Here is a 15104-nt window from a genome sequence, read left to right as displayed (position 1 = left end):
TGTACCCGGCGATACCGCCAGCGCGGAGAGTGTCGCGTCGCTCGAGACCGGATCCGGCTTGCGGTTTACTTGAATCGTATACGACCGCAAGGTCGTTCCGTCCTCCGCGGTCACAGCAATCGTGATCAGGCCTGAAGCCGGAATGGCCACCGCCTTCGCCGTACCGCTCACTGCGGCTTCCCCGTTGATCGTCAGGCTCTTCGCTTTCGGATCCTTCTTCGTCGCCGTCACTTGAAGCGTGGTTGCATTCTTCTCCACGAGGACGCTGTATGCATCCTTCGCCGGATCGAATACAGGCGTTAGTGTACCCGGCGATACCGTCAGCGCGGATAGTGTCGCGTCGCTCGAGACCGGATCCGGCTTGCGGCTTACTTGTATCGTATAGTCACGGACGGTTTTTCCATCCGCCGCGATGACGCGGACATCCACGCTGCCATCCATCGGTATGGCTGCAGCGGTCGCTGCGCCGCTCAAGGCTTCGATGCCTTCTACAACCAGCTTGGCTTGCGGATCGCTTGTAACCGCAAGGATCCGAACCTGCTCTGCAGAGCTCGGCACCTCCGCTGTATAGGACAGCCGCTCCGGATCAAAGTCCGGCGTCAGCCCGACTTCTTCGATTGAAAGTCCGGACAGCGAGGCATCATTCGAGACCATCTGCCTGGATACGATCAGGGTCTTCTCCTTCGAGCCGTTGCCCGCCATGTCGGAGACAACCCCGGCAAGCAGCCTCAACTCGCCGGTTTCACCGGCCGCCAGCGGTTCTTTCAAGCTGATAAGAATGGTGTTTTCTTCACCCTCGACCACGGATCGAACCGTCGATGCAATTGCTTCTCCGCTGCCGTTCCACACCAATTTTTCCACGTCGGCCGAAGCCTCCAAGGGCTCGTCGAAGGTTACGCGGACAATCATTCCTTCCCCTTCGACCGTCGCGCCTACGGCGGATGGACCTTGTTCGTCACGAACGTTGACCGTGAATAAGCCAGAATGCCCTTCATTCATCCATACGCCCGCATAACTTTGGAAATAACCGGCGTTCACCTTCACTCTATATCCCAGGCCAGCCGCCAGCGTACCGCTCTTCGGCGTAAAGCGAACGATTCGCGACAGCATCTCGCCTTCCGGACCAGCCGGATTCGCCTCCGCTTTCTCGAAGGACAACGTCCCTTCCAGCGGCCTGCCTTCCGGATCCATGACCGTAACCGCTGCAGCCGGAAGCTCCGATACCTTCACATGCTTGGTCAGCAGCACCTCTGTATAGCTTCCGCCTACAGATGTGAAGCCTTGGACGGACTGCACCTTCGGCGCTTCCCTGGACACCAGTCCCGCATTCACCTCCGTATGCGGAGGAGGAACGTCCAGCTCGGCGCTCGATGCCGTTTCATAGCCGGCTTTCTCCCAGACGACTTTCCATTTGCCCGGCGGGACATCCCAGCCGTATTTGCCCTCTTCATTCGTATCATGCGGATTGATTTGCTCATAAGGACCGGCATCCCACACGGACCATTCCCCGCTGTCCGGATCCTGATAGAGCACCGTCGCCTGTACGCCGCTCAGCCGGTTCCCCGGCACAGCTTCGTACACATAGCCGCTCGGATCATAGATCCAGCGCAGCTTGGCAATTTTCCACCGCTTGCGCTTCTCCTTATCAACGTCCTCGTTCAGACATTGGTTATAGCCCGTGCCGACGGCATCGATTTGCTCGTCGACATAGCTGTCGATCTTGGCTCCGACCACCGCCGAGGTACCCGCGGCTGCCACCGCTCCCGCGCCTGATAGTCCCATCGCGGCGGTCCAGACGCCGAGGCCGAACTTGGCGACTTCGCCGCCGACGACGGCGACAAGCGCCTTGCCTGCCTGTTTGACCGTACGCGGAAGCTCAGCCAGGCAATCTAGGCCGCTCGCTTGAACTTTATACGTGATTTTATTGATTTTTTCGGCGAAGCCCTGCATCCCGTCATATTGGTTCTTAATGGAGTTAAACGTACCGAACTCTGAACCGTTTGGGCCGAACTGCGTGTATGTCTCCGTCGTCACGGCCACGAAGGTCGGGTCGGGAGCGAACGCACCCGCCTCGCCGGATGCCTGCAGCGTCTTCAATCCGGCAGGCCAGCCATCCGGGAACAGGACGGTCGCCGGCACATAACCCTTCGCGATTGTCTTAAAGCCGTCTTCCGTTTCCGTCAGTCCGACGGTGCCGCTTAGCAGCGGGCTTCCCGAACGCCGGGCAAGCTCAAGCTCCTCCGGCGTAGCCGAATAATTCGCGTTCGGCTCCAGCGTGAGCGTAACCGTCATCGTCATGTCTTCCAACTGAGGGAACGTCAGCCGCACGGTTCCTGAAGATTTGCCGTTCTTCAGCTCGAACGGGGACGTCACTTCAAGCTCGAAGTCACGCATAGCCGGCGGAAGCGATTCCCGCATCTCGCCCAGCGCCGGTATGTCACTAACATCGAACGCGAACGGTTCCGGCTTCGTATCGAAATCGACATAGATGTCGCCGAGCGCCCCCTTGTCGGTCGGAGCGATCGCGCGGAATAAGCCGCCATCCCTCACAGCCTTCACCGGCTCTCCGCTCTGGCCCTCTAAATAAACGTACACGTTCTCGACATCATCCGGCCGATCGAATTTCAGCTCGAATTGGAACGGATTGCCCGGCACGACGGTATAGGGAAGACGGGAAACGCCCAGGCGCGTGTCCATCGTCACCCATTTGCCGGAAGGCGCTTGTGCCATCGCAACTTCAAGCAGCCTCGGTTTCTTCGTGTCGTAGCTGACATAGGCCACCTCTGACTGAAGCTTCGCGCCACCGGCTTCCGTCTCGGCACGCAGCGCATGCATCCCCGGATCGCCCAGCTCGGGCAGCTCCGTCTTCAAGCTCCATGTCCCCGCCGGCGAAGCGGTCGCGCCGCCCAGCAGCGCCTTTCCGTCGTACACCTTCACGGCGCTGCCCGCGGGAGCAAGACCGCTCAGGGCAATTTCCTTCGCGTATACCCGCTCCGGCGCATCGATCGTGACCATCGGTGCATCCAGCTGCACGCTGCCGATCGTTTCCTCCACCAGCTCGCCGCCGATATCGGCGCGAATGCGGGCCGACGTATTGACCTTGCTCATATTAAATGCCGGATCGACCTTGGCTTGCAGACTGATCGTGCCGGATTTCTTCGAGGCGATCGTGCCGAGCGGCACAATCACCGTCCGTCCCTCCAGCTTCGCTTCACCCGCCGCGTCTCCGCTGACGACGATGCGCCCGCCCGCGTCTGCAAGAGGAGTCAGCCCTTCCGGAATGTCGATCATCAAGCTGGCCTGTTCAGCGGCCGATGGGCTGCCGTTCTTGTAACCAACCCGGAAACTGACCATGCTGCCGGGCGTGATCCGGTTTGGCGATACCGCGAAATAATTGCCGTCATAGGCGGAGAAGTAGCTTCTGCCACTGAACCCGATCGTCCCCAATTGCATGATCTGCTGCTCCGCGACCGTGAATTGCACGCTCGCATACTCATATTTCGTTTGCGCGCCCTGAAGCTGCCGGGTGAGCTCCATGACATAGGTGCCCGGCTCCGGGACATTGATATCGAAGGCGCCACCTGAGAAATCATCGTCCCCGAGGTACCCTGACGAGATTTTGTACCCGTTATCGTTAACCTTATAGAGCCTTCCCGAGATCCAACGCTGATCCGTTATGGCCAGCTTGCCTTGGATCCTCCCGCCCTTCTCCTCCACATACAGCTTGGCGGTTCCGTTCGCGCTTGCATCCAGTGTCACATCCTGACACACCGTCATGTAAGCCGGAACCGTGGCGGTGACGCAGACGGACACGGTATCGTTCGGAGAGCCTTGGAAATGATACGCGTTGTGAAAATACCCCGTCATCCAGCCGTATTTCGATGTCACGCGCGTAAGGAAGCCCATTTGCTCCAGATTGACCGGCCCGATCCATTCGCTATCGATATATTTCAGATACACCTCGAGATTGACGACGCCGCGGCCCGGCTGCTTCACCGGAATGTCCAGCTTAGTCGTCTGGCCCTCGGCAATTTGGACCTGCAAGGGCGTTTCCGTACTGTACTGGTACGATCCTTCCGACGCCTCCAGCTGCGCTTCACCCTTCAGCAGCGATAACCGGTAAGCACCCTCCAGATTAGTCCTCGCCGAGCGGACGACCTGCTGCCCGCGATAGGTTTGTGTCGACGTGACCAGCGCATTCCTCACAGGTTGGCCATCCGGCGATTTCACGATCCCTTCCAGCAGACCTTCTCCCGCCGCCTTCAGCTTGACAATAATTTCATTCGCGCCCGGCAAGAGCTGCACCTCTTGATTCGGCACCAGCTCCATCAGCCGGTCTCCGATGTCCACCTTGGCGGTAAGCTTCTCACCCGCCTGCAGGTTCTCCTCCCAATTGGTCCAGCCATCCATGCCGCTGCTGTCTGAGCCGATGTAATTCTGCTCCGCGTCAAACAGCTCGACCCGAACGCCGCTTATCGGCAAACCGGTCGGATCGACGATTTGGAACCGGGCTTTCGCAGGCTGCACGATCGGCATGGTGATGGCCTGTGTCCGTCCGGCCTCCGCCCGCACCTGCTCCTGCTTTGCCCACACGTAGCGATAATCCCCGGAGCGAAGCACGACGGTATAATCTTTGCCTGGTACGATTCCCCGGATGGTAACGGGATCCGACCCGGACAGAACGGATACCTGCTGGCCGTATTGGCTGCTGATCACCGATAGAATGCCGCCGCTCAGACTTGCCCCTCCCGGGTTGTCGAACCCGATCGTCAGGCTGCCCGCCACTTGTAGCGGAAAACCTCCCGCTTGCTTCTCCGTCACCTCGCCCGGTTTGGCGGGGTCGGTCAATTTGACGTTGAGGGAAGTCAATTCGCTGGTGCCTTCCTCCATCTTATAGGTGATTCTGTACATGCCCGGAGTCGTTTCGATTTCCCTCATAGGCAGCACCGCTCTGCGCGCCTCCGGTGCCGAATCGCCCTTCCGCACCAAGTAGGTCAGCTCGGCTGAGGCCTGCTTGCCCGGATCTCCGTATGCGGTAAAGACCAGTTCGCTGCCCGCGAGCAGCAAGCCGTGCCTCATGTCGTCGGTTTCCCAGGTGACGCGCAGCTGCCCCCCTGGATTCTCGCCTCCCGAACCCAGCTTGTGGGTCGGGCCGCCGAAGCTTTCATGATACCCCGCGTTCACCGCTTCCACCTGGAACACATGCCCGGCGTCCGGCAGGAGTCCCGTTGCCGTATACGATCCGCCTGCACCCGAATAAGGCACATAGCCGATGATCGTTCCATCCTGATACACATGGTAACCGAGTATACCGCCTGCGCCTGTGGCATCCTGCCAGCTCAGCTTTACACTCTCGTCCGTCCGTTCGGATGGCTCCAGCTTGCTTCCAGCAGGCCAGACGGGCGCCTCGCCTTTAGCCGCAATGAATATGCCCGGAAGCTCGAATTCTTCCTCCGTGCCGAAGGTATCCATATAGTTTGAGAAATACGCGACGAGCGCCCCCCCGCCGCCGACGAACGGACGTTGGCTCGGATTAACCAGCCGGTGAGGACTGCTCGGTACGGTCACGGGAACGGCAGTCTGCAAGGCGACGTCCGCCACGTAAGCCTCTTCGGGGAGATCGTTCTCCTCGTCGTTGTCATGGTCGTCATCCGTATCTTCAACCCATTGGTAAGCCAGCTGAAATCCGACATAGGATCCGTCGTCGCTGATGATCGGACGCTCGCTCTCGCGTGCGAGCTGGATTCCGCCCGCTCCCAACGACACCCGAACGGTTGAAGCCGTTCTCCGATCGCGGACAAAAATATCCTTCACTTCGTTTGTATCGCCTGCGACGAGGTTGCTGGCCTCCGATTCGAATGCAATCACCTGCCCGTCCGCGCTGATGGACGGATCGCCGCTGCGGTAATCGGCTTCTTCTCCATTCATACCAACGCTGATGCGTTGGAGCGGAGCGGCAGCATTCTCGCGGTCGTAGACATAAATATCCGACTGGTAATTAAAGTCGTCGTCAACGAGCCTCGCTTCCGACTGAAACGCGATATAGCGTCCATCGCCGCTGATGGAAGCCGCCAAGCTGTCGCCATAATCGTAGTCTTCCATACCGGCGCGCGTGCTGATTCGCTGAATCGAGCCGTTGTCTTGGTCGTACACGAATACGTCGCGGATGTCGTCATCGTCTTCCGGCACAAGACCGGGGGATGCCGAGTCGAATGCGACATAACGTCCATCCGCGCTGATCGACACCCTGTTCGAATTATCATCCCAGCTCTCTCCGCCCACGGGTGTAATGACGGTTTGATTCCGGGTTTCACGGTCGAATAAATAAACCTGCGCCAACCGGTCCATCAAGTTAGTTTCGAACGAATAGGCGACGTATCTGGCGTCGTCGCTCATATCGAAATTCAGCATTTGGTCTGTCTGCACGTTACCCGGACCCATCACGTTATCCGTCATGCCGGTCAAGCGATCATAAACACCGATAACCGACTTGATTTCAAGCGGATCCGGTTTATAGTCGTATTTCTTGAAGGCGACGTAGCGCCCGTCGGCACTCACCCTAATTTCCGGATGATCCGCGTGGTAGATAGTCGGGAGCCGCGTTCCGCCAACCCTGGACAGCAGGTTCCAACGCAGCGGCGTGTCCGCCAATGTTGTTACGGGTACTGAACCATTCGCACCTGGAGATACCAAGTGTTCACTTGGATCAGCCAGCTTCACACCATTGCCGTCTGCAGATGCCCCCATCGCCGCATAGACGGCCTCCATGAGTTCCGTCATCTGTTGATTCTCCCCGGTGCTTTGCCCCTCCCGACCAGCGGCTGACGCTGCCGGAAAAGACGATAAAACGAGCGTTACTGCAAGCAGCAGCGCCATTCCTTGCTTCCATCTGTTGCTTAACCTACGACTCATCAATGAAAAACCTCCATTAGAATAAATACATAACGTATCGATAACAATACAACACGTATCATTCTAACAGCGAACCGCTTGTCCCTGATAGTGGCGGAGGTAATTAAAATTGTAAAAATTTTTCATTTTCAACCATGTCATTGGAACTAAGAGTCGATCACCAAACTCGAATTCGTCCTATTCTGAGAGTAGGCAAGAACGCTCATACGCCCTATCTGCTCTAGTAAGATTCTGACTGTTTGCGCGCATCGACAATCGTGATCGCAATCCTATCGGGAACGCAGGGCTGCCAACCCATGGAAGGACCGCTTGATACGGGTGGGAACAGCAAAAAAGACACCTCACGGTGTCTCCTCGCAAAGCTATAAAACGTATCGCCTTCGCAAGCTGAACGCAGCATTACAAAACATGGATCGAACGGCTATTCTAGAGCAAATACCTCAAATAAATGTAGATGCTGGACATCCCGACAGATAGCAGCATGAAGGGAAATCCGTATTTTAGAAACTTAACAAATGTAATCGGATGTCCTTCTTTGGCTGACAGCCCTGCGGTGATGAGATTGGCGCTGGCTCCGATCAGCGTGCCGTTGCCTCCCAGACAAGCGCCGAGCGCAAGGCTCCACCACAGCGGCTCCAGGTTCTGCATCCCCATATTGCCCATTTCCTGAATCAACGGAATCATCGTCGCCACGAACGGGATATTGTCCATGAAGGCGGACGCAATCGCGCTCATCCATAGAATGAGCATCGAGGTCGCAGCTAGATCGCCTCCGGTCAGATCCATGGCTTTCACCGCTAGATCGCTAATGATCCCCGTGTCCACCAGACTTCCTACCAGCGTAAACAATCCGATAAAGAAGAAGATGGTTGTCCACTCCACGCGGGTGAAGGCTTCCTCCATCGCATGCTCGCCGGCGAGCAGCAGCAGGAGGAACGCCCCTGTCAGCGCCACGACGGAAGATTCTACGTGGAAGGTCTGATGCAGGAAGAATCCCCCGATCGTCAAGGCCAGAATAATCAGGCAGCGGACGAGCAGCGGACGGTCGGTAATTAATTCGCTGACGTCCATCTTCATGATGCCCTGCTTGTATTCCTCCGCAGTCTTAAGCTGCTTGCGAAACAACAGGACAAACAGCGGAAGATGAGCCAGCATAATAAGCACGACGATTGGCGTTAAATTCTCAATGAATGCCATGAAGGTCAGTTCTTTCACCGCACTGCCGATCATAATATTCGGCGGATCACCAATTAAGGTTGCCGTTCCGCCTATGTTGGAGGCCAGGATTTGCGTGAATAAGAATGGGAACGGCGGTACCTTCAACTGCCGTACGATACTGAAGGTGACAGGCACGATCAGCAGCACGGTCGTTACATTGTCCAGGAAGGCTGAGCCGACCGCCGTAATGACGGCCAGCGCGAGCAGTATCTTCACCGGTTCCCCCTTCGCCCTCTTGGCTGCAACAACGGCGATGTATTTGAACAAACCGGTTTTGGCGGTTATGCTCACAATGATCATCATCCCGATCAGCAGCCCCAGCGTATTGAAATCAATGTGATGCGTAATGGCCGTCTCCACGTCCACAATGCCCAGCAGCACAACCACTAATCCGCCCAGCATCGCTACGATCGTACGGTGAATCTTCTCCGTAATAATCATCGCATAGGTGATTAAGAAGACGGCAAGAGCCACTATAGCTTGCTGTTCCATATGTCCTCCTTGATTCCCACCCTCCGCCAGGCTCGATTACTCACCTGGGAGGCGCGTTAGAACGTCCAATTTCTTCTCGGCTTATAACCGGCTTTATCTAGAAAATCCCGCTCCGCAGCTGCAGGCAATCCCGTCATCGGTATTCCGGCCGATTGCGAAACGATCAGCATCCGGCAGGCCATCTCAAGCGTCTGCAGGGCCATTCGCGCTTCGCGGATTGAGGTATCATACACGAGCACGCCATGATTTTCAAGCAAGAGAATATTCGCCAGCTTCGCTTTCTCCCGAACGCCTTCACCCAGCGCATCGGTGCCCGGATGATAATATGGTACGCGCTCCACCTTCTCCAAATAGTACATCGTTTCCACGAACCAATTCGAAGGAATTTCGATCTTGGAGCTGGCGACGAGCGTACTATAGAAAGGGGAAGCGTGGAGAACAGCGCCGATTTCCGGACGGTTCTCATATACGGCCCGATGCATCGGCGTTTCCTTCGAAGGCTTCCGGCCTTCCTCGCCATACGAGTTACCTGCAAGGTCGCATTCTATCAAATGGGGTCGTCCAGCTCGCCGAGGAACGTGCCGCTGGCTGTAATCAAATAACGGTTGTTAACCGCGCAAATCTTGAACGCGGTTAATTCATTAAAGATCCTTCTGTCCTACAAACGGCAAAAAAGAGTGCCTCTCCATAGACACTCCGCTTAGCCGAATAATTCTATTCCCACGGATATCGCGTCAGCAAGTAATCCGCAAACTTCTTGCTTTCTTCTCTCCGGCCTTTCCTCATCTTCGTACGATATTCAGCCGTTTCGTTAAGCTTGCGCTCCTCCTCTGTCTCCGGGATCACCTGAGGCACGGGGATCGGCTTGTTATGCTTATCCAGCGCAACGAAAGTGAGAAAGGCGGTCGCAGCGATCTTGCGCTCCCCGCTCTTGAGATCCTCACGAATGACCTTCACGAAGACTTCCATCGAGCTCTTGCCTGTCCAAGTCACGAACGATTCCAACGACACCGAATCGGTCGGCCGGATGGGGTGCAGGAAGTCGACCGAGTCCGTCGAAGCCGTAACAGCCGTTACACGGCACAGCTTGGAAGCGGAGATCGATGCGATATCGTCGATATATGACATCAGTTTGCCGCCGAATAAGGTATCGTGATTATTCACGTCCGTCGGAAAGACCCGGGATACTTTAAAACACCGGGTTTCTTTCGAAAACTTCGTCTCCAATTGCATTCACGCCACTTTCATACGGTTTACATGCACTCTGACCATTTTCCCCTATTGCTGGGCTGGTTATGCTCCAAGACCCCCCTCCTGCCTCCGCAAATTCAGAGCTTCTCCCCGGGGGGAGATACCCTGCACAAAAAAGGCACCCCTTTAGGCACCTTCCACATAAACCGATTTTCCGATTCTGGCCACGATAACGTCTCGCGGGAACGCCTCTCGCGGCACCGGAAAGTTCACGTTCCCCGCCAGCTTCCGAATATGCTCGAAGTCCGGATGGACGACCTCATCGGATAGATAAGCCGATACGCCGCTGCCCGGAATTCGCCGCCTATTCAGAGAAGCAATCATCTCCTCCGATGTCTTGATCCCGATGCCATGCCCGTAGAACAAATTATCGGGAAGCATTACGGCGTTCTCCCCCTGCCATTCCGGCGTCTTCGGGTTGTAATCCGGATTGGTGAAATACAGAATATCGCCCAAGTAGGCTTCTTGATTATTATAGACCGAGATCAACCGCAAATCCTCGTCATACTGCCACGTGTATAAGAGCAAGTTTTGAAAATATGTGTTGAACGCATCCTCACCAATCGTATCGAGTACGGCCTTATATAAAAGAATCACCATCGCAGTTGCACATTCAAACCCATACAATCGGCCATTCACATAGATATCTTTTATCCCGTCAGAAGGCAGCACGCCTCTATTTAGCCGGAACCCTCCTTCCGGCGTGCGGGTCCAAAACACTTCATTGCATCGGGACTTACTGAATATGGCAAAATCGACCTTGCTGGCATACAGATCTTTGGCAGCCTTCACGATATTGCTTCTCAGATCCAGCTCAAATTGCAAGGCATCCAGCGAATTGTAACGATAGACGACGGGACTGTTGTTCTTTGCTTGGATGATCTCTTTATCCATCTGCGAGAACGGCAGCTCATTTAATTGATCCGCACTCATGTTTGCGACAATAATCAAGGCCGTCAACCCCCAAGAGCGTATTTTGGCGTATAGGTTATTGTACGTGAGCGCCCTGGATTGGTGCAGACAAAAGGGCATAGACCTGATAGGTCCATGCCCCTCCTAAGCATCTCTTCAATTTCATACACACTACCCGCGGCTTAACAGTCTCCGCAGCACAGGTTCAAGATTGTCCGCCATTTCCATAAAACCCAGATCGGTGGGATGGACGCCATCCACACAGCATTCCTGGGCGTGGCGGGAGAGCAGCTTCTCCCCATCGTAAAAATGAATATGCCGATCTCCTGCCTTCTGCAGCGAATGAACCAGCTCCATCTGCATCCGCTTCCGGGTTTGCTGCAGCTCGCGGGATTCGGCGTCGAACAGCTCCTTGGCAAAGGAGATGCGCGAGAGCACCAGAATCGGCACGTCCGGGTGAGATTCGCGGTAGATTCGTATAAACTCAGGCAATGTCTGGGCGTACAGCTCCGGCGTTACACTGTTCGCCTCATAATCCAGAACAAGACATGCCGGATCGGAGATCGTCGCCAAGACATGCGCCAGCTCCGGCTCCCCTTTGCCAGATCCGGAGAAACCGAGATTCACAAACTCCCGATTAATCCGCCGGCTCAGCACATTGGTGTAGCATAGCCCGGGCCTAGAGGCACAGCCGCCTTGGGTAATCGACGTTCCGTATACAAGAACCACACCCGGATGGTCGTAAGCCGGCGGAGCCTCAACGGCAGCACCCGCTTCCAAGCCGATCGACACTTCCTCCACGCCTTGATACAGCGGGAAATTCAAGACGATCGTCCGGGTCTCGGTAGACCCTCCGTCGAACAGGACCGCTTCATATTCCGCCGCCTTCACATCGAATGCCGTAGTACTGCGATATTGCAACGTGCCCTCCAGCTCCTCGTAGCAGTCAAACCCGCACTGTCCGGTAGCCGGCATATGATACATGTTGGCTGGACCCGCGAGGCGGACCTGAATGGCCAGCTTGGGAGAATTGGTTCTAAAGCGGATCTGTCCGCCTGCGGTGTTGTTTGCCAAGTTGTCGACTGCGCTAGGCAGCGGATAATCAGGATCGATCGGAAGACGACGATACTTCCCCTCCGTTTGGAGCCAAGGAAACCCAGCAAGGGCGTAAGGGGATTCAAGCGGCGAATGCCAGACATATGTAGATGCTAACTCCGTACTCACAGGAAAATCCCTCCCTTATAGCGGATCATATTATTCCAAAAATACCCACACCTCATTATTTCACCTTATCCCCTCTTACGTAAACAATGAATTTTCAGAAGAAGATACGGCCGCTAGCTAAGAATAAATACGGACAAACGGAAGAGAACGGTTAAGCAATCGAACTGCGTGGGCGAATGTTCTTCCGATCGCTGTTGTTTCCGGATTCCTGTGAATGAATAGGCAGCGGTTGGAATCCGGAAACAAAGGCGAACGTTAACGCTTCTACAGAATCATTCGCCCTATCCGTTTGGGTTCAACCCTTCGTTCAGCTGCAACAATAAAACAAAAAGAAGCAGAACAGGGTCTCCGGCCTGTTCTGCTTTCACTAAATATTGAGACACGACTGCTATGGCAAGTCTTATTTTCTTATTCCCCTGCCCTCTTGAGACAGCCCATGTACCTCATACCCGCTTTATGATGGGAATATAAATTTCCATGACAGCCCCGGTCTGACTGTGGCATCTCTCGTCATAGAATTCAAAGTCCACCTTGCCGGGAGCAAATTCATAGCCGGAGCCCGGGAACCATTCCTCATAGATGTATCTCCAGGTTCCTGCAATCGCTTGAACAAATCCGCCATCCGCATAATCGGCGGGCGGTGTCGTGAACACAGCATACGTGGCTTCGGGAACGGTTCCTGTGAACATCCCTTCCACCGCGCTGTCGAATGAATCGGATTTCACGCCGATCACATAAGTGAAGCTGCCTGTTTCCAAGTTTGGCGGAAAGCAAATGCAGAATTCTCCATGCTCCTTCGGATTGATTAACTCATACAATCTAGCCTCAAGCCCCTCCACATTGAAGTGCGCCCAGAACGCGGGAATCTCCCGTTTCTTGCGGTTTCCCTCAAAAGTGGTTTCCAGCGCATAGCCGATAATGCCGATGCCCGGCTTCGTGATTATTTTAGGTTCCAGAATAATGCCTCCTGTTAATTGCAAGTTTTGATAGACCATCAGATTAATCTTGCTTGGAATGCTGCCGCTCGCATGCTGTCGGTAGTATTCGGGGGAACACGCATAAACCTTCCGGAATGCTTTGCCAAAGCCAGCATGGGTCTCGAAGCCATACTCCATCGCAATATCGATGATCCGTTTTCCTTGGGACAGCTCGGCAGCGGCATAGGCGAGGCGCCTTCTTCTCACATATTCCATCACCGGCATTCCTACGTAAGCATCGAATAACCGATAGAAGTGATACGGCGAGAAGCCTGCAATATCCGCCAGATCCTCCACGGTTATTCGCTCCTTCAGATGTTCCTCGATATAATCGATGCTCTTTTGAAAGCAAGCCATGTAGCTCATTATGTCCTCCCCCCGATCGGTAATTTGATTGTATCACCGCCGATGTCACGCCACTGTTCCAAATTTGTCATCTTCTAATTAAGAAGGATCATAAGTTCAGTCCCGCTCGTCCTATACAAAAAAGACCGTTAACCACATCCACAGATGCCGTTTAACGGTCTTGCATCCCGCTATCCGTTGAAGCCCGGTCCCTGTTAGTCCAGCCCCTTCATGATCTCGTATAAATAATCGACCGATTGCATGGCGTACTCCTTGCGCAGCGGCTGACCGTCCTTGAGCACCACCAGGCACGGGACGCTGGCTATTTTCCATGCATCGCGCACCTCAGGCGTGTAATTAATGTTCACTTTATACATCGGAATGGAAGCAGAGGTTGCTTCGACAATGCCCAGCATCCGTTCCGCAATTTTGCAAGTTCCGCATAAGGGGGTATAGAATAATACCGCTTCATGACCATTGGCCTTGCTGACAATAGCCTTCAATTCAGCTTCATCGATTTCGCGCATGACGATTGCAGACGTCCTTTCCGGCCTTGAATATGACCAAGAATTCATTGTACTTATTCTATCGTTATGCTGCAGGACATATCAACCACTCGCGAATACGCCTAGTTGAAACACGCCTGCTGCTTGATAACAAAAATACCGCCAAAGGCGTCTCGAGGACGCGTCTGACGGTATATCTAGTGATCGTTCACGCTATTAAACCCTTGGCCGATCATTGTGCCGTATCGGCTTCCAAGGGAGTTTTGGCAGACATGGTTCATTACGCCTGATTACGAATGGAATTTAATTGCGATTCGCTCGTGTGCAGTTCTTTAATCATATTGTTGTAGAAATAGTTTTCTTGCCCGCTTAACCCATGCTTGTTGTCCTTCAGGATCAAACTGCTGATGTTCCGCTTCAAAATCTCGTTCCGACGCTGCATCATTTCAATGTTAGTCAAGTTAGAAAACCTCCAGTTGTATTCCCGATAGAATCGGTATGTATAAGTATATCGAACATGACTGGAGTTGGAAAACCGACCCTGTTGGCCTCAGCTCGGATACGCCGTCCTCAGCAATACTGACAGGAAACCAAATCAGGCATTCGAAAAGATACGCCCGTATCCTCTCTATAACGGCTCATTCCTGCCCATGAAGCCCGATCAATGCGAATAGTTGCAGCAATGTTAACGTACAAAAGCACAAAGAGAGCACCATCCCGCAGTGCTCTCTTTTCTTCCTATACATATAAGGGGTTACAACGTTCCAACGGTCTCCTCGCGCTCTTCTGCGACTAGGATAGGTTGGATGGCTGTACGGCACATTTGCGAATTCTTATTCTCATTTGTTTTTCGTTCCTCTGCTCTCCTGAACTTCTCAATACGTTCCTAGTTTGATACAATAGACTCCATTGATTTTAAGAGGAGGATGTCACTGCCGGCGAACCTGCTCGAACAGAGCCTATGTGCGGGCAGTGGCATCCTTAGTCGCAGATAATAGCAGCGGTCGAGGCCACTGCTATTACAAGCATGCTGCTGTTGCTGTAACACCCATAATCGGCGTTACAGTTGCCAAGCCCGTTCCCTGCTCCAGCATATTGGTGCTGTTAGGCCCAAAATCGGCGTTACAGCCTGCACTTCAGTGCCGCGCGTTGGCTGTAACGCCGCTTTCTATATAGCCCCCTAATCCACTTGGACACTTCACCCACTTCAGATACACTAATAGATAAGAAGGTGAAGGTTCATGAAGAGACGGTTTCGGTGCCCCGT

At 54.4% G+C, this 15104-nt stretch carries 9 protein-coding genes; all 9 read right to left on the bottom strand.

Annotated elements, in window-relative coordinates; all coding sequences use genetic code 11:
- Positions 1-6912: cadherin-like beta sandwich domain-containing protein (locus NNL21_RS31125; RefSeq protein WP_256555606.1), on the bottom strand; the 6912-nt coding region annotated here is incomplete at its 3' end.
- Positions 6913-7338: 426 nt separating this feature from the next.
- The gene (locus NNL21_RS31120) at positions 7339-8622 is read right to left on the bottom strand and encodes an ArsB/NhaD family transporter (protein ID WP_204822834.1); all 1284 of its coding nucleotides are present in this window, start codon (positions 8620-8622) and stop codon (positions 7339-7341) included.
- Positions 8623-8678: 56 nt separating this feature from the next.
- Positions 8679-9173 (bottom strand): class II aldolase/adducin family protein, encoded by a 495-nt coding sequence (locus NNL21_RS31115; protein ID WP_256555605.1) that lies wholly within the window; start codon positions 9171-9173, stop codon positions 8679-8681.
- Positions 9174-9336: 163 nt separating this feature from the next.
- The gene (locus NNL21_RS31110) at positions 9337-9855 is read right to left on the bottom strand and encodes an acyl-CoA thioesterase (RefSeq protein WP_373567617.1); all 519 of its coding nucleotides are present in this window, start codon (positions 9853-9855) and stop codon (positions 9337-9339) included.
- A gap of 144 nt (positions 9856-9999) precedes the next feature.
- Positions 10000-10824, bottom strand: a complete 825-nt coding sequence (tgl, locus tag NNL21_RS31105) for a spore coat transglutaminase TGL (protein ID WP_256555604.1) — start codon at positions 10822-10824, stop codon at positions 10000-10002.
- 132 nt (positions 10825-10956) lie between these two features.
- Entirely contained in the window at positions 10957-12009 is a 1053-nt protein-coding gene (locus tag NNL21_RS36660; RefSeq protein ID WP_204822836.1) for an SGNH/GDSL hydrolase family protein, read from the bottom strand.
- Positions 12010-12452: 443 nt separating this feature from the next.
- Positions 12453-13352 (bottom strand): AraC family transcriptional regulator, encoded by a 900-nt coding sequence (locus NNL21_RS31095; protein ID WP_204822837.1) that lies wholly within the window; start codon positions 13350-13352, stop codon positions 12453-12455.
- Positions 13353-13546: 194 nt separating this feature from the next.
- Positions 13547-13858 (bottom strand): thioredoxin family protein, encoded by a 312-nt coding sequence (locus NNL21_RS31090; RefSeq protein WP_204822838.1) that lies wholly within the window; start codon positions 13856-13858, stop codon positions 13547-13549.
- Between the two features lie 259 nt (positions 13859-14117).
- Positions 14118-14297, bottom strand: coding sequence for a hypothetical protein (locus NNL21_RS31085; RefSeq protein ID WP_204822839.1), 180 nt, complete (start codon positions 14295-14297; stop codon positions 14118-14120).
- Positions 14298-15104 lie beyond the last annotated feature (807 nt).

It is taken from the genome of Paenibacillus mendelii (assembly GCF_024498075.1).
In the GTDB taxonomy this organism is placed as follows: Bacteria; Bacillota; Bacilli; order Paenibacillales; family Paenibacillaceae; genus Paenibacillus_Z; species Paenibacillus_Z mendelii.
Note: the sequence above shows the minus strand (reverse complement) of the source record. Positions and strands in the feature narration are given on the sequence as shown.

Coding starts and splice junctions, on each gene's coding strand:
- NNL21_RS31120 (WP_204822834.1), bottom strand. CDS start 8,622: ATGGAACAGCAAGCTATAGTGGCTCTTGCCGTCTTCTTAATCACCTAT.
- NNL21_RS31110 (WP_373567617.1), bottom strand. CDS start 9,855: ATGCAATTGGAGACGAAGTTTTCGAAAGAAACCCGGTGTTTTAAAGTA.
- NNL21_RS31095 (WP_204822837.1), bottom strand. CDS start 13,352: ATGAGCTACATGGCTTGCTTTCAAAAGAGCATCGATTATATCGAGGAA.
- NNL21_RS31090 (WP_204822838.1), bottom strand. CDS start 13,858: ATGCGCGAAATCGATGAAGCTGAATTGAAGGCTATTGTCAGCAAGGCC.